The organism is Pseudomonas sp. GW821-FHT01C01 (assembly GCF_059422645.1).
The window spans coordinates 20,741-47,062 of sequence record NZ_JBWKXF010000027.1 but is presented as its reverse complement, the minus strand read 5'-3'; the positions used below and the strand labels follow the sequence as shown (position 1 = coordinate 47,062).

The 26,322-nt window shown below is 59.8% G+C and carries 25 protein-coding genes and 1 pseudogene; 14 read left to right on the top strand and 12 right to left on the bottom strand.

Going from position 1 to position 26,322, the window contains the following annotated elements; all coding sequences use genetic code 11:
- Positions 1–22: 22 nt before the first annotated feature.
- The gene (locus AC07XF_RS17400; RefSeq protein WP_495027410.1) at positions 23–2,560 is read left to right on the top strand and encodes a LuxR C-terminal-related transcriptional regulator; all 2,538 of its coding nucleotides are present in this window, start codon (positions 23–25) and stop codon (positions 2,558–2,560) included.
- 162 nt (positions 2,561–2,722) lie between these two features.
- A complete protein-coding gene (locus tag AC07XF_RS17395; RefSeq protein WP_495027409.1) occupies positions 2,723–3,418 on the top strand; it encodes a hypothetical protein in 696 nt (231 codons plus the stop codon).
- Here AC07XF_RS17395 and AC07XF_RS17390 read toward each other — a convergent pair.
- Complete coding sequence (locus AC07XF_RS17390) at positions 3,383–4,207, bottom strand: IclR family transcriptional regulator (RefSeq protein WP_495027408.1); 825 nt, start codon at positions 4,205–4,207, stop codon at positions 3,383–3,385. The two genes, AC07XF_RS17395 and AC07XF_RS17390, sit on opposite strands and share 36 nt — an antisense overlap.
- A gap of 163 nt (positions 4,208–4,370) precedes the next feature.
- Between AC07XF_RS17390 and hmgA the strand changes: the two genes are divergently transcribed.
- Genes hmgA through maiA form a run of 3 tightly spaced genes read left to right on the top strand, consistent with a single transcriptional unit; the run spans position 4,371 to position 7,631 of the window.
- The gene (gene hmgA, locus AC07XF_RS17385) at positions 4,371–5,675 is read left to right on the top strand and encodes a homogentisate 1,2-dioxygenase (protein ID WP_495027407.1); all 1,305 of its coding nucleotides are present in this window, start codon (positions 4,371–4,373) and stop codon (positions 5,673–5,675) included.
- 3 nt (positions 5,676–5,678) lie between these two features.
- Positions 5,679–6,983: a fumarylacetoacetase gene (gene fahA / locus AC07XF_RS17380; protein WP_495027406.1), complete on the top strand. Its 1,305-nt coding sequence runs from the start codon at positions 5,679–5,681 to the stop codon at positions 6,981–6,983.
- Positions 6,984–6,995: 12 nt separating this feature from the next.
- Positions 6,996–7,631, top strand: coding sequence for a maleylacetoacetate isomerase (gene maiA / locus AC07XF_RS17375; RefSeq protein ID WP_495027405.1), 636 nt, complete (start codon positions 6,996–6,998; stop codon positions 7,629–7,631).
- Between the two features lie 107 nt (positions 7,632–7,738).
- Here the strand turns inward: maiA and AC07XF_RS17370 are convergent, their stop codons facing one another.
- Complete coding sequence (locus AC07XF_RS17370; protein ID WP_495027404.1) at positions 7,739–8,542, bottom strand: SirB1 family protein; 804 nt, start codon at positions 8,540–8,542, stop codon at positions 7,739–7,741.
- 183 nt (positions 8,543–8,725) lie between these two features.
- Between AC07XF_RS17370 and AC07XF_RS17365 the strand changes: the two genes are divergently transcribed.
- Positions 8,726–9,745 carry a Glu/Leu/Phe/Val dehydrogenase family protein gene (locus AC07XF_RS17365; RefSeq protein WP_007986784.1) on the top strand — a complete coding sequence of 340 codons (1,020 nt, stop codon included), beginning with the start codon at positions 8,726–8,728 and terminating at the stop codon, positions 9,743–9,745.
- Positions 9,746–9,931: 186 nt separating this feature from the next.
- Here AC07XF_RS17365 and AC07XF_RS17360 read toward each other — a convergent pair.
- Positions 9,932–10,171 (bottom strand): annotated as a pseudogene (locus AC07XF_RS17360) (YebG family protein); the annotation flags it as partial.
- Positions 10,172–10,448: 277 nt separating this feature from the next.
- Between AC07XF_RS17360 and AC07XF_RS17355 the strand changes: the two are divergent.
- The gene (locus AC07XF_RS17355) at positions 10,449–10,949 is read left to right on the top strand and encodes a phosphate-starvation-inducible protein PsiE (RefSeq protein ID WP_495027403.1); all 501 of its coding nucleotides are present in this window, start codon (positions 10,449–10,451) and stop codon (positions 10,947–10,949) included.
- Here the strand turns inward: AC07XF_RS17355 and AC07XF_RS17350 are convergent.
- Together AC07XF_RS17350 and AC07XF_RS17345 are read right to left on the bottom strand one after the other, a co-directional pair.
- Positions 10,946–11,263 carry a DUF3509 domain-containing protein gene (locus AC07XF_RS17350; protein ID WP_495027402.1) on the bottom strand — a complete coding sequence of 106 codons (318 nt, stop codon included), beginning with the start codon at positions 11,261–11,263 and terminating at the stop codon, positions 10,946–10,948. The two genes, AC07XF_RS17355 and AC07XF_RS17350, sit on opposite strands and share 4 nt — an antisense overlap.
- A 311-nt stretch (positions 11,264–11,574) precedes the next feature.
- Positions 11,575–12,951 carry an L-serine ammonia-lyase gene (locus tag AC07XF_RS17345; protein ID WP_495027401.1) on the bottom strand — a complete coding sequence of 459 codons (1,377 nt, stop codon included), beginning with the start codon at positions 12,949–12,951 and terminating at the stop codon, positions 11,575–11,577.
- A gap of 135 nt (positions 12,952–13,086) precedes the next feature.
- Here AC07XF_RS17345 and AC07XF_RS17340 point away from each other — a divergent pair, with 135 nt between their 5' ends.
- The 5 genes from AC07XF_RS17340 (at position 13,087) to AC07XF_RS17320 (ending at position 19,108) form a co-directional block, all read left to right on the top strand.
- Positions 13,087–14,034, top strand: a complete 948-nt coding sequence (locus AC07XF_RS17340) for a LysR substrate-binding domain-containing protein (RefSeq protein ID WP_108229093.1) — start codon at positions 13,087–13,089, stop codon at positions 14,032–14,034.
- 213 nt (positions 14,035–14,247) lie between these two features.
- On the top strand, positions 14,248–14,655 hold the full coding sequence (locus AC07XF_RS17335) for an HPF/RaiA family ribosome-associated protein (protein ID WP_007970346.1): 408 nt from the start codon (positions 14,248–14,250) through the stop codon (positions 14,653–14,655).
- Between the two features lie 253 nt (positions 14,656–14,908).
- Positions 14,909–15,481 carry an RNA polymerase sigma factor gene (locus AC07XF_RS17330; RefSeq protein ID WP_495027400.1) on the top strand — a complete coding sequence of 191 codons (573 nt, stop codon included), beginning with the start codon at positions 14,909–14,911 and terminating at the stop codon, positions 15,479–15,481.
- Positions 15,478–16,467 carry a FecR family protein gene (locus AC07XF_RS17325; protein ID WP_495027399.1) on the top strand — a complete coding sequence of 330 codons (990 nt, stop codon included), beginning with the start codon at positions 15,478–15,480 and terminating at the stop codon, positions 16,465–16,467. Before AC07XF_RS17330 ends, AC07XF_RS17325 begins: the two co-directional genes overlap by 4 nt.
- Before the next feature lie 211 nt (positions 16,468–16,678).
- Positions 16,679–19,108, top strand: coding sequence for a TonB-dependent siderophore receptor (locus AC07XF_RS17320; RefSeq protein ID WP_495027398.1), 2,430 nt, complete (start codon positions 16,679–16,681; stop codon positions 19,106–19,108).
- 144 nt (positions 19,109–19,252) lie between these two features.
- On the opposite strand, the gene AC07XF_RS17315 is transcribed toward AC07XF_RS17320, so the two are convergent.
- Entirely contained in the window at positions 19,253–20,128 is an 876-nt protein-coding gene (locus AC07XF_RS17315; protein ID WP_495027397.1) for a helix-turn-helix domain-containing protein, read from the bottom strand.
- A 151-nt stretch (positions 20,129–20,279) separates the two neighbouring features.
- Between AC07XF_RS17315 and AC07XF_RS17310 the strand changes: the two genes are divergently transcribed.
- Positions 20,280–21,182, top strand: coding sequence for a DMT family transporter (locus AC07XF_RS17310; protein WP_495027396.1), 903 nt, complete (start codon positions 20,280–20,282; stop codon positions 21,180–21,182).
- A gap of 26 nt (positions 21,183–21,208) precedes the next feature.
- Here AC07XF_RS17310 and AC07XF_RS17305 read toward each other — a convergent pair whose 3' ends face one another.
- Both AC07XF_RS17305 and AC07XF_RS17300 read right to left on the bottom strand, forming a co-directional pair.
- Complete coding sequence (locus AC07XF_RS17305; protein WP_495027395.1) at positions 21,209–21,718, bottom strand: DUF2165 family protein; 510 nt, start codon at positions 21,716–21,718, stop codon at positions 21,209–21,211.
- Positions 21,719–21,906: 188 nt separating this feature from the next.
- Positions 21,907–22,881 carry a 2-hydroxyacid dehydrogenase gene (locus AC07XF_RS17300; protein WP_495027394.1) on the bottom strand — a complete coding sequence of 325 codons (975 nt, stop codon included), beginning with the start codon at positions 22,879–22,881 and terminating at the stop codon, positions 21,907–21,909.
- A gap of 200 nt (positions 22,882–23,081) precedes the next feature.
- On the opposite strand from AC07XF_RS17300, the gene AC07XF_RS17295 reads away from it, so the two are divergent.
- The gene (locus tag AC07XF_RS17295) at positions 23,082–23,339 is read left to right on the top strand and encodes a hypothetical protein (protein WP_429488399.1); all 258 of its coding nucleotides are present in this window, start codon (positions 23,082–23,084) and stop codon (positions 23,337–23,339) included.
- A gap of 126 nt (positions 23,340–23,465) precedes the next feature.
- Here the strand turns inward: AC07XF_RS17295 and AC07XF_RS17290 are convergent, their stop codons facing one another.
- From AC07XF_RS17290 to AC07XF_RS17275, 4 genes are all read right to left on the bottom strand, one after another.
- Entirely contained in the window at positions 23,466–24,215 is a 750-nt protein-coding gene (locus AC07XF_RS17290) for a YkgJ family cysteine cluster protein (RefSeq protein ID WP_495027393.1), read from the bottom strand.
- Positions 24,216–24,298: 83 nt separating this feature from the next.
- Entirely contained in the window at positions 24,299–24,625 is a 327-nt protein-coding gene (locus AC07XF_RS17285) for a hypothetical protein (RefSeq protein WP_495027392.1), read from the bottom strand.
- 175 nt (positions 24,626–24,800) lie between these two features.
- Positions 24,801–25,259: a GNAT family N-acetyltransferase gene (locus AC07XF_RS17280; protein ID WP_495027391.1), complete on the bottom strand. Its 459-nt coding sequence runs from the start codon at positions 25,257–25,259 to the stop codon at positions 24,801–24,803.
- Positions 25,260–25,286: 27 nt separating this feature from the next.
- Complete coding sequence (locus AC07XF_RS17275) at positions 25,287–26,189, bottom strand: chemotaxis protein CheV (RefSeq protein WP_007970363.1); 903 nt, start codon at positions 26,187–26,189, stop codon at positions 25,287–25,289.
- Between the last annotated feature and the right edge of the window lie 133 nt (positions 26,190–26,322).

The window sequence follows — 26,322 nt, the reverse complement described above, 5'->3', positions numbered from 1 at the left end:
ATTATAAAAAAGGCGCACCACTATGACTGCAATGACGCACTGTCTGGACCGGCCTGGCTTCCTGCCCCGACTGTCGTCCCATCATCTGTCCCGCGAGCGGCTGATAGAGCCCCTGCTGGTCTCGACTGCACGGGTGAGGTTGCTTTGCGCACCGGCCGGTAGTGGCAAGAGCGCGTTGCTCACCGAATGCCTGCTGCGGGCACCGGAGCAGTATCGGGTCTGTTGGCTACCGCTGGCGGGGAAGTCGTTGAGTGCGGCCGACTTTCTGTTGCGCCTGGCGCAAGCGCTGGGTCTGCCCTCGGCGGATGAACCCGGGTTGCTGGCACACCTGGCCCGATTACAGACGCCGACCTGGCTGTTTCTCGATGATTATTGCCGCGTACCCAACCCGGAACTCGATCGGATGCTCGATCGCCTGTTGGCCGTTGCCTGTCCCGCACTGACCTGGTGGCTGGGCTCCCGGCGACGACCACCTTGCAACTGGCCACGGCTGCTGCTGGATGATGATTTGTACGAGTGCGAAGGTCGGGCACTGGCGTTCACCGAGGCTGAAGTCGTGCAGTTGCTCGCTCATGTCGAGCCGACCCTGGCTGCACAAACCGCCACAAGGGTGGTTGAGCGCAGCGGTGGCTGGTGCGCTGGCGTGCGGATCGCGTTACTCAATGGTTGTCCGTGGTCGGGTGAGCAGGGGCGTTCGGCGACGCTGCTCGATTATCTGCAACACGAGTTGTTCAACACCTTGCCGCCGGAGTTGGTTGAGGTCTGGCAGGTGTTGGTTCATCTGCCACGCTTCAACGCCAGCTTGTGCGAGCATCTTTTCGGAACGGGTGAGGGTGCGCAGTGGTTGCACGCGTTGCAGGAAATGGGTTGCTTCATTGAACCTTGGGAGGAATCCGTTGAATGGTTGCGGATCTTCGAGCCACTGGCCCGGGCGATGCGTGAAGAACCGATCTCGGCCGGACGATCCTGGCATCGCCGCGCCTGCCAATGGTTCAGCGCCAAAGAGGACTGGCAGGGTGCGTTCGAGCAGGCGTTGCTGGCACAAGAGCACGAGGTCGCGGTCAGCCTGTTGCAGCACTTCAGCTTTGAGCATTTGTTCAAGCGTCAGAATGTCAGCCTGTTGCTCAAGCTGCATGAGCGCCTGGGTGAGCAATTGACCCTGGGGACACCGCAACGGGTGGGGTTGATTACCGCCGCCCTGCTATTTGCCGGGCGCTTCGAGCAGGCGGCCGCGTGCATTGGGCAGTTGGCGCGGTTCACCCCGCAGCCGACGGCATTCTTGCAACGGCAACTGCTGGCGCGCTGGCAGGCGCAACAAGGTTGGTTACTGCATTTGCAGGGGCGCATGCCGGCCGCACGGGCACATTTTATCGAGGCGCTGGACGAACTGGCGGCCGAGGCGTGGCCTGCGCGATTGTTGTGCCTGTCCGGGTTGACCCAGCAGGCATTGCTCAATGCCGACCTCGACGCCGCCCAGGCCTTCAATCGTGAGGCGCTGTGCCTGGCGCGGGCTCAAGGCTCGTTGTTGTTTGAGGGTTTGCTGGAACTCGATCATGCGCAGTTGCTGGAGCAGCGTGGTGCACCCCGGCGAGCCGGGCAGTTGTTGGCCGACATTAATGAAATGCTCAGTCGGCAGGCGGATCGACCGACGCCGCTGCTGGGGCGAATCGCTTTGCGGCGTGGGCGGTTGGCCCTGTGCATGGGGCAAGACGAACTGGCCGGCGAGTGTTTCCAGGCTGGCCTTGATGATTGCCTGCACAGTCAGGACAAACACGTGTTGTACGGCTTTCTCGGGCAGGCGCAGATGGCGGCCAATCAACGCGACTATGCCCTTGCGTTTGATCGTCTGCGCGAGGCCGAGCGGTTGATGCAGCAGCGACAGATTCCCGACACGGTTTATCGCGGCGTGCTGCTGCAAATCAGCAGTCATTTCTGGTTGCAACAAGGGCGCCCGGAGTTGGCGCGGGAGGCGCTGACCCGGGTCTTGCGGCATTACCGTGGGCCCCATGCGCGCCAGGCCCCTCCGGCCACGCTGCAATTGATTTCCCGAATCGAATACCAACTGGTGCTCGCGCAAACTCATCTGCATCAAGCGCAGGACCCGCTGGATCAACTCAAGGAATTGCTCGAAGACGCGCAACGGCATGCGATGCTGGCGTTGGAAGCGGAGTTGCAATTGGTGATCTGCGAAGTGGCCGACCTGATTGGCGAGCCAGCGTTGGCCAGGACAGCACTCGAGGCGGGCCTGGCGCTGGTGAATCGCTGTAACGGGCAGCAGGCATTGCGCGAGTTATGTTTGCGCCAGCCGGATTTGCTCGGCCGTGTGCGCGAAGAAGTACCGCAGGCCATACTGGCGACTGATGCAGGCTTGTTGAGTTCACGAGAACTTGAAGTGCTCGGTCTTATTGCACAAGGCAACTCCAATCAACAAATCGCCGAGCAACTGTTCATTTCATTGCATACGGTTAAAACTCATGCTCGACGAATTCACAGCAAGTTGGGTGTAGAACGACGTACACAAGCAGTAGCCAAGGCCAAGGCAATAGGAATTGTTGGCTGATTAAATATCCTGAATCTTTGCTTAACGATTGCATACATGTGCGTTGTGTTGTTTGGTAGGCTTTCTGCTGTAGATTTGCGCTCAGTGAGTAGCGCAAATCAGATGCAAGTAACTAACGGGTCGGCAGGACGCTCGATCCAAATAACATGACAGGAAGTTTTTATGAATAAAAGTTTATATTCTTATAGCGATCCACGAATTCTTGCCTTGAAGAAAACTCGCCCGGGTTTTGCAGTAGAGGTGCTATTGACCGAGCAGCTTCAAAAATTCAGTGTCAGCCCTTTCAATACCTACCTGAATACGCTGGTCGACGTATTGCATGACGATGTGGAGTTCTCAAGGACATTGTTCGATGAGACTCTTGAGTGGGTTGAAAAAGAACAACTGCCCAATTACGTACAAGGCATCAATGGCGTTTTCAAACGGCAGTTTTCATTCGCATCGAAAGATCGGGTTGCGGGGCTGGACTTGTTGAGTTTTGAAGATCTTGTCGTGCAGATCGTCAGGGTGTTAACCAGCGCACCTTCGGTCAATCTTTCCAAACGCTCGGTAAAATCATTGAGCTTTGAAGAGGTTCATAGGGTGGTAAAGTATGGAATGCCCGAAGTTGATATTAATGCGGTGTATGTAACCAGTTTCATTGAAGACTCCGGTGAGCGCAAAGTTCTGCACTCCCGAAGTCTGGCCGAAGATCTACACTACTACCTGCAGCACAATGAAATTCCGTTTTACCATGGCGAGCATATCGGCGTTTTCTCGGTCGCCTACAGTACAAAAGATGAACATGTGCATACACAGGTAACAACTCAAGATATCAGCAGGCTAGTGATCGATATTGCTCCTGACTTCCTGGTTTGATTGGGGGCGATTTTCATATCCCATCCGCCAACTGATGGCCCGGGTCGCGGCAAGCAATCGCTGCGCCGCCGGGCCATTTTCGTCGGCATGGAACAGCGACGTCGGCCCCACCACCGTCAGCACTGCCGCAATCTTGCCCATCGCGTTGAACACCGGTGCCGACAAGGCATCCACACCCGGCATCAACAATCCATGCACATGATGCAGGCCCCGTTGGCGGATCTGTTCGCACATCGTCGTGTACGCCTGCTGGTCGGCCAAGGCGTGGGCGGTGCTGTTCTGCAATTCCTGATCGCGCAGGTCCACGGTTTCACGCGCAGGCAGGTAAGCGCCGAAGACCAGTCCGGTGGAGGAGCTGAGCAGCGGCAACACCGAGCCCAGTTGTGTCACCACCGTCACCGCACGCACCGCCGGTTCGATATGCACCACGGTCGCGCCCTGATTGCCCCACACCGCCAGAAAACAGGTTTCGTTCAAGTCGTCGCGCAATTCAGCCAGGGGCAGGGCGGCGACTTTCAGCACGTCCATACTGTTGAGTGCCGCCAACCCTACGCGCAAGGCTTCGCGACCAAGGCCGTAATGGTTGGTGGCGGCGTTCTGTTCGGCGAATCCACTGGCGATCAAGGCCTGCAAATAGCGGTGAACCTTGCTCGCCGGCATCTGCACGTGTTCGGCCAGGCGCGACAGCGAAGTCGAGGGCGACAACTCGGCCAACGCCTTGAGGATGTCGGTGCCAACCTCGGCCGAGCGGACTTTCTGTTTACCGTTGTTGTCGCTGGTTTTTTCCATGGTGGCTGGGATCCCGGGACGAATGGGCGTCTTTATAGCTTGACGGTCAATACCAATCAAATTACGTTATGCGTAATTGAATTACGATAAAAATAACCCAGGCATGCCACGAACTCTGCAACAGAGCGACCGGCCATTGCCGACTCCCTGTTCAGGAGGCTCCATGAACTCCGATTCAACGACGCCAGCGCTGGCTTACCTGTCAGGCTTCGGTAACGAATTCAGCAGCGAAGCGTTGCCCGGCGCATTGCCCGTCGGCCAGAACTCCCCGCAAAAAGCCCCGTACGGCCTTTACACCGAACTGTTCTCCGGTACGGCATTCACCATGCCGCGCAGCGAGGCGCGTCGCACCTGGATGTACCGCATTCAGCCATCGGCCAATCATCCGGCGTTCGTCAAACTTGATCGGCAACTGGCTGGTGGTCCATTGGGTGACGTGACTCCCAATCGCCTGCGCTGGAACCCGCTGGAGATTCCCGCCGAGCCGACCGACTTCATCGACGGTCTGGTGAGCATGGCCGCCAACTCGGGCGCAGAAAAACCGGCCGGGATCAGCATCTACAACTACCGCGCCAACCGCTCCATGGAGCGTGTGTTCTTCAATGCTGACGGCGAGATGTTGCTGGTGCCTGAACTGGGGCGCCTGCGCATTGCCACCGAGCTCGGCGTGCTTGAGCTGCAACCGCTGGAAATTGCCGTACTGCCACGCGGCCTTAAATTCCGCATCGAACTGCTCGATCCGCAAGCCCGCGGTTATGTCGCCGAAAACCATGGTGCGCCGCTGCGTCTGCCGGACCTGGGGCCGATTGGTAGCAATGGCCTGGCCAACCCACGGGACTTTCTGACCCCGGTGGCCGCCTACGAAAACCTGCAGCAACCCACCACGCTGGTGCAGAAGTTCCTCGGCCAGTTGTGGGCGTGCGAACTCAATCATTCGCCGCTCAACGTGGTCGCCTGGCACGGTAATAACGTGCCGTACAAATATGACCTGCGGCGTTTCAACACCATCGGCACCGTCAGTTTCGACCACCCTGATCCGTCGATCTTCACGGTGTTGACCTCGCCAACCAGCGTCCACGGCCTGGCCAACCTCGACTTCGTGATCTTCCCGCCGCGCTGGATGGTGGCCGAGAAAACCTTCCGTCCACCGTGGTTCCACCGCAACCTGATGAACGAGTTCATGGGCTTGATCCAGGGCGAATACGACGCCAAGGCTGAAGGCTTTGTGCCCGGCGGTGCATCGTTGCACAGCTGCATGAGCGCCCACGGTCCGGACGGTGAAACTTGCACAAAAGCGATCAACGCTGACCTCAAGCCGGCGAAAATCGACAACACCATGGCATTCATGTTCGAAACCAGCCAGGTGTTGCGCCCAAGCCGTTTCGCCCTCGATTGCCCGCAACTGCAAAACACTTACGATGCCTGCTGGGCTACGCTGCCAGCTACTTTTGACCCGACCCGGAGATAACCCATGACGCAGACTTCCATCACTCGCAGCTGGGTTGAATCCGCCAACGACCATGCTGATTTTCCGCTGCAAAACCTGCCGCTGGGCGTGTTCAGCCTCAACGGCTCGGCACCGCGCAGTGGCGTGGCCATTGGCGAGCATATCTTTGATCTGCAAGCGGCCCTGGAGGCCGGGTTGTTCGATGGCGCCGCGAAGGCTGCTGTCGAGGCCACCCGTGGCGGCCAGTTGAATGCTTTCTTCGAACTGGGGCGCGAGGCCCGTGTGGCCCTGCGTGAACGCTTGCTGGAGCTGTTCACCGAAGGCAGCACCCTGCACGGCAAGATCGAAGCCCAAGGGGCGAAACTGCTGCCACTGGCGGCGGATTGCGAGATGCACCTGCCGGCGAAAATCAACGATTACACCGACTTCTACGTCGGCATCGAGCACGCGCAGAACGTCGGCAAACTGTTCCGTCCCGACAACCCGTTGCTGCCGAACTACAAGTACGTGCCAATCGGCTACCACGGTCGTGCGTCGACCATTCGCCCGTCCGGTACCGATGTACGCCGTCCCAAAGGCCAGACATTGCCGGCCGGTCAGAGCGAACCGACGTTCGGCCCTTGCGCGCGCCTGGACTACGAACTGGAGCTGGGCATCTGGATCGGCCAGGGCAATGACATGGGCGACTCGATTGCCATTGGCGATGCGGCCGATCACATCGCCGGTTTCTGCCTGCTCAACGATTGGTCGGCACGGGACATCCAGGCTTGGGAATACCAGCCGCTGGGGCCGTTCCTGTCGAAAAGCTTCATCACCAGCATCTCGCCGTGGATCGTGACCGCCGAAGCGCTGGAGCCATTCCGTCGCGCCCAGCCTGCGCGTCCGCAAGGCGATCCGCAGCCGCTGCCGTATCTGCTCGACAAGCGTGATCAGGCCGCTGGCGCGTTCGACATCGAACTGGAAGTGTTGCTGCTCACCGAGGCCATGCGTGAACAGAACCTGCCAGCCCATCGCCTGACGTTGAGCAACACCCAGCACATGTACTGGACCGTGGCGCAAATGGTCGCGCACCACAGCGTCAATGGTTGCCAATTGCAGGCCGGTGATTTGTTTGGCTCGGGCACGTTGTCGGGCCCTGAGAACGGTCAGTTCGGCAGCCTGCTGGAAATTACCGAGGGTGGTAAAAAACCGATCGAACTGGCATCGGGCGAGGTGCGTAAATTCCTTGAGGACGGTGACGAAATCATCCTGCGCGGCCGCTGCCGCCGCGACGGTTTCGCTTCCATCGGTTTCGGTGAGTGCCGCGGCAAAGTGCTGCCGGCGCGTTAACAGGAGCGGGGCATGGAACTCTATACCTACTACCGATCGACTTCGTCGTACCGGGTGCGTATCGCATTGGCGCTCAAGGGCCTGGATTATCAATCCTTGCCGGTCAACCTGATCGCGCCGCAGGGCGGCGAGCATCGGCAGCCGCCTTATCTGGGCGTCAACCCGCAAGGCCGGGTGCCGGCCTTGCGCACCGATGAAGGCGAATTGCTGATCCAGTCTCCCGCCATCATCGAATACCTGGAAGAACGTTATCCACAGGTGCCACTGCTGTCCAGGGACCTCGCCACCCGCGCCCATGAACGTGGTGTGGCGGCAGTGATCGGCTGCGATGTGCATCCGTTGCACAACGTTAGTGTGCTCAATCGGCTACGTCAGTTGGGCCACGACGAACCGCAGGTGGTGGAGTGGATCGGCCACTGGGTCGGCCAGGGGTTGGCCACGGTGGAGCGGTTGATCGGTGATGACGGTTACTGTTTCGGTCCCGAGCCGGGGTTGGCGGACGTCTATCTGATCCCGCAGTTGTACGCGGCCGAGCGCTTCAATGTTTCCCTTGAGGCTTATCCGCGCATCCGGCGAGTGGCTGCATTGGCGGCGATGCACCCGGCGTTCATCAAGGCGCATCCGGCGAACCAGCCAGACACGCCATAACCCAATGTGGGAGCGGGCTTGCTCGCGAAAGCGGTGTATCAGCCACATTATTGTTGGCTGACACGCCCTCTTCGCGAGCAAGCCCGCTCCCACAAGGTTTATTGTGATCAGTGAACGATGGAATTCGGCGGCAAATGCCCCAGTCGTTCCGTCAGGCGAATCCGCTGGATCGGATCGTCGCTGAGCAGCAGCGCATGCTCAAGGTCAAAACGCTCGGCATTCGGGCAGTCCAGCCGTTGATACAGGCTGGCCCGGGCCAGGTAGTCGGCGGCAGTGGCATTGCCCAGTTCCAGGACGCGCTCGGCGTCGATCAAGGCATTGATGAAATCGTCGTGGGACAGGTACAACTGGCGCAGGTTGCGCGACAGCCGTTGCAGCATCTGCACCGGCTCGGCGGTCTCCAGGTGCTCGGCACTGAGCTTAATGTTCGGGCCGTACTGGCGGTGCAGTAATTCCCGGCAATCGTTCGGATAAAGGCGACGGCCGCCGCAGGGGTCGAGCAAATGATCGGCGCCCGGCACCCGCAGCAGGAAATGTCCGGGGAAGTTGACCCCGACCATGGGAATCTCCAGGCCCCGGGCCAACTCCAGTGCAATCAGCCCCAGCGTCAAGGGTTGCCCTCGTCGGAGTTCCAGAACTTTGTCAAGCAGTGCCACTTGCGGGCGCAATGGCGTGAAATCGTCCTGGGCAAAACCAAGGTCGTTCATACGCCGCAGCAACGGCTGGGCCAGTTCACTGACCGGCAGCATCGGCAAGCCACCACTGACTCGTTGTTGCAATTCCTGGAAATCGGCCAGCAGTGCCTGCGGGTTCAGCTCGCTGTCGTGCTCAGCCGCAATCCACAGTGCCGCCTCGAACAGCGCGGGCGGTGAACGTTGCAGGCAGGCGAAAAACGATTGGCGCGGGGTCATCAAAATCTCCGGGCAATGCCTCGTTTTAGCCCCCTCTCCGGCATTCGTCCAGTGCCGCACCAGGGCGAATACAGGTTATTTCCGAAAGCCAGCATCGTGGCCGTGCTTATTCCTGTGCGCTTCTGCAATTTTTGGGCGCAAGCCTATACTGGCGACTACAAGAAGTGATTCGGGAGCCTTACGATGTTCGCTCTCATGCAAAGCACTCGCCTTGAATCGCTGCATCTGAGCGTTGACTCGGTCACCGGGTTGAAGGCGGTCATTGCCATTCATAACAGCCGGCTGGGGCCTGCCCTGGGTGGTTGTCGTTACCTTGCCTACCCCAGCGACGAGTCCGCGGTCGAGGACGCTGTGCGCCTGGCCCAGGGCATGAGCTACAAAGCTGCGCTGGCCGGCCTGGCCCAAGGCGGCGGCGTGGCGGTGATCATTCGCCCCGTTCACGTGGCCAATCGCGCCGCGCTGTTCGAAGCCTTCGGGCGCTGTATCAATCAGCTCGACGGGCGCTACATCACGGCCATCGACAGTGGCACCTCAGTGGCGGACATGGATTGCATCGCCCAACAGACTCAACACGTCACCAGCACCACCTCGGCGGGCGACCCCGCGCCGCACGCGGCGATGGGCGTATTCACCGGCATTCGCGCCACGGCGATGGCGCGACTGGGCAGCGATAACCTCGAAGGCCTGCGCGTCGCCATTCAAGGCCTGGGCAACGTCGGCTATGCCCTGGCAGAACAGTTGCACGCCGCCGGGGCCGAATTGCTGGTCAGCGATATCGATCACGGCAAGGTGCAACTGGCGATGGAGCAACTCGGGGCTCACCCCATCGCCAACGACGCACTGCTCAGCACGCCTTGCGATATTCTTGCGCCGTGCGGTTTGGGCGGGGTGCTGAGCAGCCACAGCGTGACGCAATTGCGCTGCTCGGCGGTGGCCGGTTCGGCGAACAATCAGTTGACGCATCTGGATGTCGCCGACCAACTGGAGCGGCGGGGCATCCTGTACGCACCGGATTACGTGATCAACGCCGGTGGGCTGATTTACGTGTCGCTCAAGCACCGCGGCGAAGAGCTGTCGACCATCACCGCACACCTGTCGAAAATCAGCTCGCGCCTGACCGAAGTGTTCGCCCACGCCCAGGCGGAAAAACGCTCCCCCGCACGGGTTGCCGACGAGTTGGCGGAGAAAGTGTTGTACCGGTGAATCAGGCTTGTTTTCCACCGGCATGAAAAAGGCCCTGAGTCCTTCGACTCAGGGCCTATTCAATTTGGGCTTTGCTTACTTGGCGGCTTTGGGGGCCTTGGCAGGCTTGGCCGGGGTAATCGGCTCAGCGGCTTCAACCACCTCAGCCACTACAACCGGTTCCACGACTTCAACAGGTGCCGCAAGCAGTTCGGACAGGGCGTCCGGCTGGCTCTTGAACGCCTTGGCGAACACATCGCGATTCTTCGCCATGTAGATCCCGGCTTCTTCCACTTGCTGCTCGGTCAGGGACGGAACGGCTTTCTGCAACACTTCAGCCAGCAATTCGGCCAGTTCGAGCATTTTGTCATGACGGTCAGCTTCGGCTTTATCCATGAACAAGCGCTCCAGATCTCGGCTGCTGCGGTATACCACTTCGACGGCCATTCACCACCTCACATGCCTTCACATTGGTTGTCGGTTTCGACTACTGTATCTATATACAGCGAAAAGGATAAGCGAAACCCTGTCTTTTGGGTAGTGGCTTTTTAATGTAGTCCGGATTCGACATTTGTCAGGGCAGGTGCTGCGCTGGTGCGACCAAACGCCACGGCGCACAATCCAGAGCGGCTCGCCATCATGGGCTGGCCTTTTTTCTGCATGCAGAAAAACCGTCACGTCCAACCCGCATCATCCGGTCGAACCGACCTAAGGAAGCATCATCGTGAAAATCAACTGGGCCGAAAAACTGCGGCAGAGCGTGCATGAACTGGCCGAGTCCCTGGGCAATCTGTTCGTCGAAACCTTTCACTACCTGGCGCTGTTCGCCATTGGTGCGGTGACCGCGTGGGCGGCGGTGATGGAATTTCTCGGGATGATCGAAGCGGGGCACATCAAGATCGATGACATCTTGCTGCTGTTCATCTACCTGGAGCTGGGGGCGATGGTCGGGATTTACTTCAAGACCAACCACATGCCCGTGCGCTTCCTGATCTACGTGGCGATCACCGCGCTGACGCGGTTGCTGATCTCCAACGTTTCGCACCACAACCCGCCGGACCTGGGGATCATTTACCTGTGCGGCGGGATCCTGCTGCTGGCGTTTGCGATTCTGGTGGTGCGTTACGCTTCGTCGCAATTTCCCTCGGTGAAGATCGAGAACCCGCAACGCAAGATCGGTGCGGGCTCCAGTGAACATCCAGAGGTCGAGAAGGGCGAAATCTAGAGCCCGAGCGTGGGGCGCAGCCGCCCTTTGACGGCGGGTGGCGGCAAGGTCCGACCGCCGCCGGTGGTCATGGCTTCGAGAATGGTCACGGCGCTGTGGCCTTGTTCGATGGCAATGCCGAATTGAATGCTTTGAACCAGGCGCTTGAGACGTTGTGGGTCATTGCGTTGTTCGGCGCTGATCATGCGTTTGGCCACCACGCGGCCATTGTCCGAAAGGGTCAGCATAATGCTGCCGTCCAGGCCCTGAATGCTCAGGTTGATCTGATACTCCGCTGCGAAGGCATCGGTAATGAGCTGGAAAGGGTTGTCCATGATGCGTCACCGCTTGATTGAACCTGCAGTTGTTGACCGGCCGTGATCGGGTTGGTTCGCAATGCCTGACCACCGGCCATTTCGCCATCATTGTTCCAACACAGGATGTAGCAAGGGGCATGCCGACAAAATTGTCGGACAAAAAAACACGTTCTGTAGGAGCGAGCCTGCTCGCGATGGTCGTGAACGATAACGCGTCAAACCAGATGGTTTGCGGCGCCTGAGGGTTTTTCGCGAGCAAGCTCGCTCCTACAGGGGCCGCGTTTTCTGCACGTTTGAGGGCAATAAACCTCGACGTGCCTCCAAAACGGTCAACATTCCACCCAGTTCACCGCCAGTCCGCCCCGTGACGTCTCTTTGTACTTGTCGTGCATGTCGGCCCCGGTGTCACGCATGGTGCGGATCACCCGGTCCAGGGAAATGAAGTGTTTGCCGTCGCCGCGCAGGGCCATTTGTGTGGCGTTGATGGCTTTCACGGCGGCGATAGCGTTGCGCTCGATACACGGCACTTGCACCAGTCCGCCAACCGGGTCGCAGGTGAGGCCGAGGTTGTGTTCCAGGCCGATTTCGGCGGCGTTTTCCAGCTGTTCCGGGGTGGCGCCTAGCACCTCTGCCAAGCCCGCGGCGGCCATGGCGCAGGCGGAGCCGACTTCGCCCTGGCAGCCGACTTCGGCCCCGGAGATCGAAGCGTTTTTCTTGCACAGGATGCCGACGGCAGCTGCGCCCAGGAAGAACGCGAGCACATCGTCGTCAGTCGCGTCGGCATTGAATTTCATGTAGTAGTGCAGCACCGCCGGAATGATCCCCGCCGCGCCGTTGGTCGGTGCCGTGACCATGCGCCCGCCGGCGGCGTTTTCTTCGTTGACCGCCAGCGCGTACAGGTTGACCCACTCCATCGCTGACAGCGTGGAGGTGATGACATTCGGCTTGCCGATTTCCTGCAGACTGCGATGCAGTTTCGCCGCTCGACGCGGAACATTCAGGCCGCCGGGGAGAATGCCTTCGTGGCGTAAACCCTGCTCGACGCACTCGCGCATTACCGACCAGATATGCAACAGGCCTTGGCGGATCTGCGCGTCGCTGCGCCATGCCCGCTCGTTGGCCATCATCAGTTCGCTCACCCGCAGCCCGTGCTCGTTGCAGAGCTTGAGCAGTTCGGCGGCACTGGAAAAGTCGTAAGGCAGCACCACATCGCCGGTCGGCGCGATCCCGGATTCGGCTTCGGCCGCTTCGATGATGAAGCCACCGCCCACCGAGTAATAGGTTTGCTCGAACAGTTCGCCGGATTCGCCGAAGGCTGTCAGGGACATGGCATTGGGGTGGTAGGGCAGGCTCTCGTCGAGCAACAGGAGATCGCGTTGCCAGTCGAAGGCAATTTCCGCAACGCCTGCCAGACACAATCTGCCAGTTTCGCGCAGGGTGTGAATGCGGTTGTCGATGGTGCCGGGATCGATGCTGTCGGGCCATTCGCCCATCAGGCCCATGACGCAGGCGCGGTCCGTTGCGTGGCCGACGCCGGTGGCCGAGAGTGAACCGTAAAGGCGAATCTCCACTCGTCGCACGTCAGCCAGCAAACCCTGTTCGACCAGTTGCCGGGCAAAGGTCGCGGTGGCGCGCATCGGACCGACGGTATGGGAGCTGGACGGACCGATGCCGACTTTGAAGAGATCGAAAACACTGATAGCCATGCTAAAGCCTGCACAAGGAATGGAAGAGGAGTCGCCGCCATTTTTGTAGGACAAGCGCAATGTCGGTGATACTGCCCGCCAAGGTCCTACGTGACCAACGAAAATTCCTAAGACATCCTTTAGCAGGACTAAACGATGAGCCGTCAATTACACGCCCAGACGTATGTCTGGCTGAACGTGTTTGCCTGTGCCGCGCGGCACCTGTCGTTCACCCGATGTGCCGAAGAACTGCACATCACGCCGGGGGCGGTCAGCCAGCAGATCCGCCAGCTGGAAGAACGCCTGGGTTTTCGCCTGTTTCACCGCCGTGCCCGCGGCGTGGAGCTGAGCGCCGAAGGCCAGCGCCTGGCCATTACCGTCAACGAGGCCTTTGGCAGCATCGACGCGGAATTGCGGCGACTGGACGCGGGCATGATCAGCGGAATTCTGCGGGTGCGTTCGATTCCGTCGTTCCTGAGCAAATGGCTGACGCCGCGCCTGCCGCGTTTGCAGCAGCGTTTTCCGGACATTCAGTTGCGCCTGGTGGCCGAGGACAGCAGCGTACCGTTGCATGAAGGCGACTTCGACCTGGCGATCGACCTGAACGACGGCAGCTATCCGGGTCTGTTATCCACAGCCTTGCTTGATGAACAGATTTTTCCGGTGTGCGCGCCGAGCCTGTTGCGTGGTCGTCCGCCGCTGCATGGTCCGGCAGACCTGATGCACTTTCCCTTGCTGCACGACATCACCGCCTGGCGTGGCAGCTACGAGTACGCGGAATGGGAGTTTTACCTCAATGCCATCGGCTTCGAGGGGGCGGATGTGCGACGCGGGCATACCTTCAATCGCAACCACCTGACCATCGAAGCGGCCATCGCCGGGATGGGCGTGGCGATTGCCCGACGAACGCTGCTCAACGATGAACTGGAACGCGGGGCGTTGATCGTGCCGTTTGGCCTGGCGGTGCCTAACCACAAACGCTACATGTTGCTCTATGCACCGGGTGCATTGAGCCATCCCGGCGTGCGTGCGGTGCATGACTGGCTGGTGGAAGAAGCGGGGATCTTTCGCAGTCTGCATCCGCTGGGGGAGCGGCAGATGTGAGGAATTTGGACGGGTAAACAGGGCGACCCAACTCCCGACCTTAACAGCGCTTTTGCTCGTTGTCCGGCTTTTTTTGCGTATGAATATTTATCTTTTTTCAGGGGTTGAATTGTTCAGCGTACAGACCGATTGTGTAAGTAAGAGGTCACGGTGACGACGCCCAAGGGCTCACTGACCGGCCTCTCGCGAGCTAGCTGAAATAAGGGATGAACTATGCAAATCCAAGTCAATAGCGATAACCATATTCAAGGCAGTAAACGACTGGAGGAGTGGGTACGTACGACCATTGAGAGCACGCTCGAACGCTACGAAGAGGACCTGACACGCGTCGAGGTTCACCTGCGGGACGAGAACGGCGACAAGCCGGGTCCCCATGACATGCGCTGCCAACTGGAGGCGCGGCCAAAAGGCCATCAACCGGTTTCCGTCACCCATAAAGCCTCCACCATGGAGCAGGCGATCGACGGAGCGGCCACCAAACTTGAACATGCGCTGGAGCATATGTTCGGCAAGTTACGCGGCAAACGAGCTAATGTGGTGCCCATCGAGAGTGGCGCCCATGCCGACCAGCTGCTGGAAGAAGAGTTTCTGGAAAACGAACAGGCGGCGCTTAACGGCTGACACCTGATCCACTTTTTACCTTCCCATGAAAACGGGCCTGCATTGCGGGCCCGTTTTCGTTTGGGTGGCTTTTGGATTCCATGGCCATTGGCATGGCCGTGGGGACAGCCAGGTTTGCGGTGCAGCCAATGGGCGTAATAGAGGGCTGCACCCGATCCTTTTGCATATGAGAATATTTATCATTAATATTGCGGCCTTGCCGGCCCCCTGACGCTGTCGTGGCCTCACCGGTTTTCAGATCGAAACATGAACCATGATCACTCTCCCACCCGACCCCCGCGATATCGAGCGCGATCAACAACGCGGCGACCGTGCGCATTTTCTCCAGGTCTTTCTTTCCCAGCGCTCGCAAATGGAGGCGTTGGTGAATCGTCGCGTCGGTTGCCGGGCGACGGCGGCTGACCTGGTACAGGATTTGTTCCTGCGTTTCTGGCGGCGGCCGCTGGTGCAGGTCGAGGAACTCAGCACTTACCTGCTGCGCTGCGCTGGCAACATCGCCATCGACCATTTACGCAGTGAAGGCACGCGAGTCCGGGCCAGTGAAGGCTTGATGGTCGAGCCGCCGGACAGCCACGGCAGCGGACCGCAGGCGGCACTGGAGGCGGGCAACGATTTGCGTCATGTCGAAGCGGCGTTGCGCGCCTTGCCGGAGCGTACGCGGCAGATCTTTTTGCTCAATCGCATTCATGGCCGTAAGTACGCCGAGATCGCCAAGGCCATGGGTTTGTCCCAAAGTGCCGTGGAAAAACATATGATGCGCGCCCTCGAAGCTTGCAAGGCCAGCCTTCGGGAACCCGAAACGCGTATGCCAGGGAAAGCACCGTGAACCACTTTGACCGCGTCATTCCGACGCCCGCGCAGGAGCAGGCCGCGCTGGCCTGGCTGAGCCTGTTGCATGACCAGCCAAGCAGCGGTGACCAGGCTACGTTCAGCCAATGGTTGCAGGCCGACCCCGCCCATGCCGAGGCGTATGCCCAGGCGCAAGTGCTGTGGGAGTTGAGCGAAGTGCCCGCGCGCACCCTCGCCCATGAAGACGCCTTTGTCTTGCAGGGGTACCTCAAGGCGATGCATCGCTCGCGGCGCAGCACCGTCGGGCGCTGGTCCGGTGCCTTGGCCATGGCCGCTTGCCTGCTATTGATGATCAGTCTCGGCACAGGTTGGCAGCCGATGCGCTGGATCGATGACCTGGGGGCCGATTATGTCTCGGCGCCAGGGGAAATTCGCACCGTGACCCTGGCCGATCAATCGCAAGTCACCCTGGACGCCGACAGTGCTATCGCGGTGGATTTCAGCCGCGGCGAGCGCCATGTGCAGTTGCGCCGCGGCGCCGGCTTTTTCAGCGTCACCCACACCGGCGAGCCGTTTGTGGTGGACGCCGGGAAAGGGCAGGCGCGGGTCCTGGGCACGCAGTTCGAAGTCCGTTTGCAGCCCCGTGGCGCGCAGGTCACGGTGTTGTCGGGGCGGGTTGGCGTGTCGGCGGAAAAGAACGCCGAACAGCAAATTCTCACCGCCGGCCAGCAAGTGGCCTACGGCGAAGGCTCGGCGCAAAAGCTTCACGAGGTGGACAGCGAAGCGCAGTTGGCATGGCGTCAGGGCTGGCTCAATTACTACAAGGCGACGTTGGCCGATGTGGTGCAGGATTTGGGGCGCTATTACCCCGGACGGATCGTGTTGCTCAACGATGAACTGGCGGCACGCCGGGTCAGTGGCAGCTTCCCGAGCAAGAACCCGCAGGCGGTGTTGAGTTCGTTGCAGGGGGTGTTGGGGTTTGAGCAGCATCAGGTTTTGGGGCATCTGATTATTCTGCGTTGAGGCTAATGGCCCCATCGCTGGCAAGCCAGCTCCTACATTTGAAATGCGTTCCCCTGTAGGAGCTGGCTTGCCAGCGATAGAGGTTCATCAAGCACCATAATCTTCAAAAAATATTTTCAAAATATGATGAGGTAAACCCGATTGCCATTCGTGTAGTGACTGAAACTGCGAGTCATTCGCATCCGTTGCGGTTCTACACAGGTCATGAGTCATGAAGTCCAGGGCAAAATCGGGTTCGGTCAAACAATGGTTGGGTGTGTCTGCGTTGAGTTATTCGGCATTGGCGTTGTTGCCGCTGAGTGTGGCGCTGGCCGCTGAGGCCGGCAACAGCCAGCAACATGCGCAGTTCAGTTTTTCCCTGGCCGCCAAACCGCTGCCCCAGGCCCTGAGTGATTTCAGCCGGGTGACCGGCATCAGCGTCGTCTACACCGATGAAGCGCCATACGGCCTCAATGCGCCGGCAATCAATGGTCAGATGAGCGCCGAACAGGCCATGCAACGTCTGCTCAGCGGTTCGGGTTTGACCTTCCGTCGCACCGACGGCCACACCATGGCCCTGGAGCCGAAGCCCACCGAAGGCGCATTGAACCTGGGCGCGACCACGATCTCATCGGTGATGGACGATTCCATGAGCTACCAGCCGCCACCGACCTCTTCGGTGATGCGCTCCTCGGCCCCGATTCAGGAAATCCCGCAGACCATCAACGTGGTCCCGGCCCAGGTCATCCGCGACCAGGCTCCGCGCAATCTCGATGACGCTCTGGCCAATGTCAGCGGCATCACCCAGGCCAACACCTTGGGCAGTACTCAGGATTCGGTGATGGTCCGTGGCTTTGGCGACAACCGTAACGGCTCGATCATGCGGGACGGCATGCCGATCGTGCAGGGCCGTGGCCTCAACGCCAGTGTCGACCGGGTTGAAGTGCTCAAGGGCCCGGCCTCGTTGCTCTACGGCATTCAGGATCCGGGTGGCGTGGTCAACATGGTCAGCAAGAAGCCCGAGCTTGAGCAGTACAACGCCTTGACCTTGCGCGGCTCGACCTATGGCGACGGCAAGAATGGCAGCGGCGGCGGTCTCGACAGCACCGGCGCCCTCGGCGATTCCGGGCTGGCCTACCGCATGGTGCTGGACCACGAAGACGAAGATTACTGGCGCAACTTCGGTGTGCATCGCGAGAGTCTGGTCGCACCGTCGCTGGCCTGGTTCGGCGAAAGCACTCAATTGCTGTTCGCCTATGAGCACCGCGAATTCCTTACGCCGTTCGACCGTGGCACGTTGATCGATCCACGGACCAACCATCCGCTGGACATCTCGCGCAATGAGCGTCTCGACGAGCCGTTCAACAACATGGAAGGGCGTTCGGATCTCTATCACTTCGAAGCCGACCACGAACTCAACGACAATTGGAAGGCCCATTTCGGCTACAGCTGGAACCGTGAAACCTACGACGCCAGCCAGGTGCGCGTGACTGCCATCGACACCCAAAAGGGCACCTTGACCCGCAGCATGGACGGCACCCGGAATGCGATCAGCACTGACCGCTTCACCACCGCCAGCCTCGAAGGCAACGTGAATGTGCTCGGCATGCAGCATGACCTGCTGTTCGGCATCGACGACGAATACCGCAAGATCTTCCGCGAAGACCTGATCCGCCAGAAAAGTCGCACCCAGTTCAGCTACGTGAACCCGATCTATGGTCAGGAAGTGCCGGGCACCACCGTCAGTGCGCCCGACAGCGCGCAGACCGATGAGCTGCGCAGCGATTCGGTGTTCCTGCAGGACTCCATCCACCTCAACGAGCAGTGGATTCTGGTGGCCGGCGCGCGCTTCCAGGCGTACGACCAGTACGCCGGCAAAGGCGTGCCTTTCCACGCCAACACCGACAGCAACGGGCAGAAATGGGTGCCGCGCGCGGGCCTTGTGTATAAGTACACCGATGCCTTGTCGTTCTACGGCAGCTACACCGAGTCGTTCAAACCCAACTCGACCATCGCGCCGTTGAGCGGCAGCAGTACCGTGCTCGACGGCGGCATCGCACCGGAAGAGGCCAAGTCCTGGGAACTGGGTGCCAAGCTTGATCTGCCGGGCCGCGTCACCGGCAACATCGCGCTGTTCGACATCAAGAAACGCAACGTACTGGTAGCCAACGCCGAAGGCCCGACGACGATTTACAGTGCCGCCGGCGAAGTGCGTTCCCGTGGCCTGGAAGTGGACTTGAGCGGTCAGCTCACCGATCGCTGGAGCATGATCGGCAGCTACGCCTACACCGATGCCGAGGTCACCGAAGACCCGGATTACAAAGGCAATCAACTGCAAAACGTCGCCAGGAACAGCGGCTCGTTGTCGGCGGTCTATGACTTCGGCACCGTCATTGGCGGTGACCAGCTGCGGGTCGGCGCCGGGGCGCGTTATGTGGGGGAGCGCGCGGGTAACGCGGTGAACGATTTCGACCTGCCGGGCTACACCGTGGCCGATGCGTTCGCCACCTACGACACCAAGGTCGAAGGGCAGAGGGTAAAGTTCCAGCTCAACGTGAAGAACCTGTTCGACCGCACTTACTACACCTCGGCGGCGAGTCGCTTCTTTGTGTCGATGGGCGATTCGCGGCAGATTTCGCTGTCCAGCACGCTGGAGTTCTGACGATAGACCGCGTCATAGATCTTCGTGGGCAAGCCCGCTCCCACAGGGGAATAGGGCGATTACAAAACAGGTGAGCACCACCAAACCTTGTGGGAGTGGGCTTGCCCGCGAAGGCGGTCATACAGGCCACGAAAAAGCTCGGGATTAGCGCAAAAACGCCTGCCGATATTCACCGGGCGTTCCACCCAACGCCTGGCGAAAGCGGTTGGTGAAGTGGCTGGCACTGGAAAAGCCGCAGGCCAGTGCAATCTCGCCCAGAGGCTGCGAGGTCGTGCGCAGCAACTGCCGTGCCCGGTTCAGGCGCCGCGCCAGTACGTATTGGTGGGGCGGCAAGCCAAAGCTTTCGCGGAACATCCGTGCGAAGTGGTATTCCGACAACGCACACAACGCCGCCAGTTGACCCAGGCTGATGGCGTCGTCCAGATGGCTGTCGATGAACTCCACCAGATGCCGGCGCTGATGTGCGGCCAATCCGCCTTTAAGGCGCAAGCCCTGACGCGCGTTGACCTGGCTGAGCAGGGCATGGCTGAGCAATTCGTGGGCCAGGCTGCTGGTGAGCAGGCGCTCGCCCGGCTCGTCCCAATTCAAAGTGATCAACTGCCGAAAGCGCAGCGCCTGCTGCGGATCATCGAGAAAGGTCTGCTCACGCAGCTGCATTTCCCGTGGTTCGCGATCAAGCAGGGTGACGCAGCCGAGGGCAAATTGTTCGGGGCTGAAATACAGGTGCGCCAGGCGAATGTCGCCGTTGATCACCCAGCCTGACTGGTGATCGGCCGGCAGGATGCACAGTTTGTCCGGCCCACCCATGTTGCCTGGCTGGTCGCGGCGAAAAGTGCCGGTGCCGCCGGCGAGGTAGCAAGACAGCGTGTGGTGGCTGGGCGCTTCGTAATCCCGGGCATCGTGGTGATTGCTCCACAAGGCTGCAGACAAGCCGTCACCCAGCTCGGCGCTGTGCTCGAGGCGAGCATTCGGCGAGCGGTTGAGGGCTTGAAAGACTTGTAGGGTATCCAGTGCCGCCATGATCGTTGCTCTCTAACACCTGCATCCAACGCCCTGCATCCTACTCCGTAGACGTTCACCTGCCAGCCCGTTGCCGGAGAAAAGCGCAAGTTTATGCAAGTGCGCCAAGGCATGGCGCAGGACACTGGGCACCTATCGAGGAGCCTTTGCCATGAACCTGTCTTTGTACTTGCTGACCGTGCTGATCTGGGGCACCACCTGGATTGCCTTGAAATGGCAACTTGGCGTGGTGGCCATTCCCGTATCGATCGTCTATCGCTTCGGCCTCGCCGCACTGGTGCTGTTCGTGATCCTGCTGCTCAGCCGACGCCTGCAAGTGATGAACCGCCGCGGGCACCTGATCTGCCTGGCGCAGGGCTTGTGCCTGTTCTGCGTCAACTTCATGTGTTTCCTCACGGCGAGCCAGTGGATCCCCAGCGGTCTGGTGGCCGTGGTGTTTTCCACCGCCACGTTGTGGAACGCCCTCAATGCGCGGGTGTTCTTCGGTCAGAAAATCGCCCGCAATGTGCTGATGGGCGGTGCGCTGGGCCTGCTTGGGCTGGGGCTGCTGTTCTGGCCGGAACTGTCCGGGCATACCACCAGCCCGGAAACCTTGCTCGGTCTCGGTCTGGCCTTGTGTGGCACCTTGTGTTTCTCGGCGGGCAACATGTTGTCGAGCCTGCAACAGAAGGCCGGCCTCAAGCCGCTGACCACCAATGCCTGGGGCATGGCGTACGGTGCGGCGATGCTCTCGGTGTGGTGCCTGGTCAAAGGCATTCCCTTCGAGATGGAAATGAGCACGCGCTACATCGGGTCGCTGTTGTACCTGGTGATTCCGGGATCGGTGATCGGTTTCACCGCCTACCTGACCCTGGTCGGACGCATGGGGCCTGAGCGGGCTGCGTATTGCACGGTGCTGTTCCCGGTGGTGGCGCTCAACGTGTCAGCGTTCGCCGAAGGCTATCAATGGACGGTGCCGGCATTGTTGGGGCTGGTGTTGGTGATGTCGGGGAACGTACTGGTGTTTCGCAAGCCAAAAGCACCCCAAGTACTGGGCAGCGGCAAGCTCGCCTGAGGTAGTGGCCTTGAGTGCCGAGGGGTTCAGCGCTCGACTTTCATCGCGATGAATATCAATAGCGGAAAGATGAAGCCAACAATCTGCCGGCCCCAGTCCTTGTAGTTCCAGGTTTGCGATTCATCCATGTTGAACCATTCGACTCCAATCACTTGAAAGCCGACGTAATAGAGGGAGAGGGCGATCAGCAGTCCTATCAGTGCAGGTTTCTTGGCTTCGTGAAACTCTCCGAGGCCGGCGTTGATGTTTTTATAAAGGTAATAGGTTCCAAGTGCGCAAAATATGGTGTAGACCACTTCAAGTGTAATGATCAGCCAGTAGATGCGGTGATGCAGCATGGCGGAAGTAATTGCCCTGTAGCTGTATTTTTGCCTATCACTGGTGGTGTCCATGCTCAGGATGTGGGCGAGGAATTCATAGTTGGTCGAATAGTCCGTGAAGTTGCTGTACAGCATTAGCAATCCAAAGAAACTGATAAATAACATCAGTGTGGCTTTGCTGAATCGAATGACTTGACTTGTTGTGAGTTGGTTCAAGTTAGTGATCTCCGTTATTGTTCCCGTTGTGCCTGGGTAAGTAAGGAGAGTCTATCGCGTGGTTTTATTATTTGGTTGTTGACTGAATTGCAGGGTGTGTATTCAGTGACTTGCTTAACAGGTTGTGAGTGATGTTGTTTTTATTCTTTGTATAAACGGGCAGGCGCCTGTAACGCCTGCCCGTTTTTTCAACCCTTCCAGACTTGCGGGTTGACCAGGTCCTGCGGTCGTTCGCCCAACAGGGCACTGCGCAAGTTGGCCAGGGCGCGGTTGGCCATTGCATCGCGGGTTTCATGGGTCGCCGAACCGATGTGCGGCAAGGTCACGGCGTTTTTCAGTTGGAACAGTGGCGAATCGGCCAACGGCTCTTTTTCGTACACGTCCAGCCCGGCACCGCGAATGCGGTTGTTTTGCAGCGCTTCAATCAGCGCCGGCTCATCTACCACCGGGCCACGGGAGATGTTTACCAGGATGGCGCCCGGCTTCATCAGCGCCAGTTCGCGATGGCTGATCAGGTGTTTGGTCTTCTCACTGAGCGGCACCACCAGGCAGACAAAATCAGCCTCGGCCAGCAGTTGATCAAGGCTGCGGAACTGCGCACCGAGCTCCTGTTCCAGCTCAGTCTTGCGACTGTTGCCGCTGTAGATGATTGGCATGTTGAACCCCAGGCGGCCACGGCGGGCGATGGCGGCACCGATGTTGCCCATACCGACGATACCCAGCGTCTTGCCATGCACATCACAACCGAACAACGGCGCACCGACGCTGGCTTGCCACTGCCCGGCCTTGGTCCAGGCATCCAGTTCGGCGACGCGGCGCGCGCTGCTCATCAACAGGGCAAATGCCAGGTCGGCGGTGCTTTCGGTGAGCACATCCGGCGTGTTGGTCAGCATGATGCCGCGCTCGTTGAAATACGCCACGTCATAGTTGTCGTAGCCCACCGAGACGCTGGACACCACCTCCAGCCTGGCGGCGTTTTCCAGTTGTGCGCGGCCGAGTTTACGGCCGACGCCGATCAGACCGTGGGCATGGGGCAGGGCTTCATTGAACTGGGCATTGATGTCGCCGTTTTTCGGGTTCGGCACGATGACGTCGAAGTCTTGTTGCAGGCGTTCAACCATTTCCGGGGTGACGCGGCTGAAAGCCAGGACAGTCTTTTTCATGGGAGGCAGGCTCGTCGGGCGGTGAAGAATGCTTGGCAAGCTACAAGTTTCAAACGGCAGGCTGCAAGTTTAAAAGTCGCCCCCCATCGTTTTTAACTTGAAGCTTGCCGCTTGAAGCTTGTAGCTGCCGTTCCGCTATACTGCGGCCTTTCGCGGCTCACTCACTGGGCCCGACAATTTGCGCACCACCCGGAGCTTTCATGACTTCCCCGAAACAACCGCCGGTAGCCGACGCCTTGAGCGACGTACAGGCAGAGCTGCCCGACAGCGTCGACTCCAGCGCCGACAGCGAAACCAAAGCCGAGATTCCGGCATTCAAGTTCCCGTTCAAACCGGGCGAACTGGCGTCGGCCAAGGGCTCCAACCAGCCGTGGTACAAGAACGGCGCCAAGAACGGCCACACCAAAACCCCAGGCATGGCGCCACCGGGGACTCGTCGGTCGATGGGTAAGCGCTGAGTTTTATCTCTGTGGTACCTGATCTACCGTCTTCGCGAGCAAGCCCGCTCCCACAGGAGGAATGCATTCCAAATGTGGGAGCGGGCTTGCTCGCGAAGGGGCTGGCACAAACGCTGAAATCCCGGATCAATCCGCCCGCAACGAAATAAACGTGTAATTCGCCGACGCATCCGCCGCCACTTGTGCACCGGCGGCCAGCACTTGCCTGGCAATGTCAGCGCCTGACACATGAAATTGCCATTCGCTGGCCCATTCAGGCAACGTTTGCCCAGCCAGTTCGTCGACGATCGCAGCAAACTCCGCCATATCCGGCAGATAAGCGGTAAACCCGTCGCCCTTCAGGGCCGTCGTGCGCATGCCCAGCAACGCGCAAATCGCATCCTTCATCTGAATATCATCGCGATCCGCCTGACGGGAGCGCTGAATCAGTTGCGCCAGCTGCTGATCGACCAGGTGACCGCCGATAATCAGGTCCGGCCCTGTTTCCCATGACTCTGGCGGACATTTCTTGGCCGCGGTGTTCAGGGGAATGTGCGGATTGATTTCCATCGGATAGATGCGGCACACCAGCGGCCGGCGTTCGTAAATGCGGCAGAGGTTGTTTTCGTCAAGATTCCGACAGGGGCCGACATTGTAGGCGGCGAACGTGATCGCCACGTACGCATCGGATTCGCCGCTGCGCACCGCTGCCGAACGGCGTTCGGCGTGTTCCCTTTGTTGCACCGGCAGACCCAGGCCGTTGCCCGGAAACGCTTCCACCAGCACGATCACCTGACCGCCGTCGGCTGCCCACATCCGGGCTTCGCGCAGGGTCAGGGGCACATGGTGATCGTTACAGCATTTGCCGCAGCCTACACAGGAAAACGTCGTATTCATTGAGCGTTTGTTCGTATCACGGGGTATGGAGCGGCGACAGAATGCCGCCGTAAAGGCCGCTTTCGAAGTAAGTTATGCGCCACTCAGTTTGTCTTGCCGGCCGGGCGGATGGAGTCCCATTCGGTGACGTACGCGGTTTTGCTCTTTTTGTTATAGAGGCACAGCTCGGTGCCTTGCGCGCCTTTCATGTGTTTTTGCGGGTACTGGCCCTGCAGCAGTAATGCGGTGTAGCCGACCCGGTCATCGAACTGCGCGGCGTTGCCGACCGGTTTGCTGTCCTTCAGGCCGCTGGCCTTGGTGCAACTGGCAAGTACGGCTTTGTCGTAGGCAGCCCAGGCGTCGGGGCTGGAGGCGTGGGCCTGAGAGGTGAGGGCGGTGAGGCTGAGGAGGATTAGGGTTGCGGGTTTCATGGGGCAGGCATCCTTGGATGTGCAATGGCCAAGGCTAGAGTATGCCTGAAGGATTTGGGGCGGTTGTGCCGGCCCTTTCGCGGGCAAGCCCGCTCCTACGGGGATCGCTGGTCAACATGAAATTGTGGTTCTGCGCGGCACCTGTAGGAGCTGGCTTGCCAGCGAAGGCGGCATGTCAAAGCGGAACCGGCTCCCGGCGAACGGCACGCATCCCGACACTTTCATACAACCGCCGCGCCCGATGGTTATCTTCCAGCACCTTCAAATCCACAAAACCTTCACGCCGTTGCTTGAACACCTTGAAGGCCTGCAACAACAGGGCACGCCCCAATCCTCGGCCCTGAAACCGCGGATGCACCACCAGGTTCTTGATGTAGGCGCTGGTCCAGCACTGGCACACGCCAACGATGCCTTCGGCATCCCGGGCGATGAAGCACAGCGCCGGGTCATATTCCGGGTCGCTTTCGAACTGCCGCTGCCACATGTCCAGCGCTGCTACGCGACCGCCACCTTCGAGGTAACCGAGCTCCATCAACCGGTGCACGGCTGCGCCGATTTCGGAACGGTATTCGCTCAGTTGCAGGCCGGCTGGCCAATCGGGTGGCGGCACGACTACAGAGAGGTCGCGCCGCATCAGCCAGCAAAAGTCCTCGGCCAAGACTCAGTAACCTTGCTCGGCGACAGCCTTTGCCGCCGTGATCAGGCACTGGGTCAATTCCGGTGAGGAGAATTTTGTCAGCACCGCATTGGCTCCGGCCAGACGCGCTTTCTCTGCGTTCATCGCACTGTCCAGCGACGTGTGCAGCAGTACATAAAGATGCGCGAAATCCGGGGTTTCCCGCAGGGTGCGGGTGAATGCGTAGCCGTCCATCTCCGACATCTCGATATCCGAGACGATCAGGTTGATCTGCTGCGCAGTGCCTTGCAGATCCAGCAGGCAGTCGATGGCTTCTTTGGCGCTGCGCGCGGTGTGGCATTGCAGGCCGAGGTTGCGCAGGGTGTGTACCGATTGCTGCAAGGCGACCTGGCTGTCATCGACCACCAGAATGCGCGCGTTGCCGAGCAATTCGGCGTCTTCCATGCTCAGTTCGGTCGGCGCCATTTCGATTTGTGCCGGGGCGATGCCGTGGATGACTTTTTCGATGTCCAGTACCTGCACCAGGGTGCCATCGACCGACGTCACGCCGGTGATGTAGGCGCGCAAACCACCGGAGCCGAAGGGCGGCGGGCGGATGTCGGTGGTCAGGCAATGGACGATCTTGCTCACCGCCTGCACGTGCAGGCCCTGCTTGGAACGGCTGACATCGGTGACGATCAGGCAGCCGCCGTTCGGATCTTCCAGCGGACGCTCGCCAATGGCACGACTGAGGTCGATCACCGACAGCGACGCCCCGCGCAGGGTCGCGATGCCTTTGACGTGAGGGTGTGACTCCGGCAGCCTGGTCAGCGGCGGGCAGGGAATGATTTCACTGACCTTGAGCAGGTTGATCGCCATCAGCTTGCCGCTGCGCAAGGTAAACAGCAGAAGCGAAAGTGAGTCTGCGCGGGCTTTGGTGGAGGACATATGAACCTTCTCTGGAAAAGGTGGCGGGCAATCTCGGGATCGCCGATAACTTCGATGCCGGGTTATCGACTTGTCGAGGGCAGGCTTTAGGAGGAATGCCCATCTCGGACCAAACGGTGGACCTTTGTGGCGA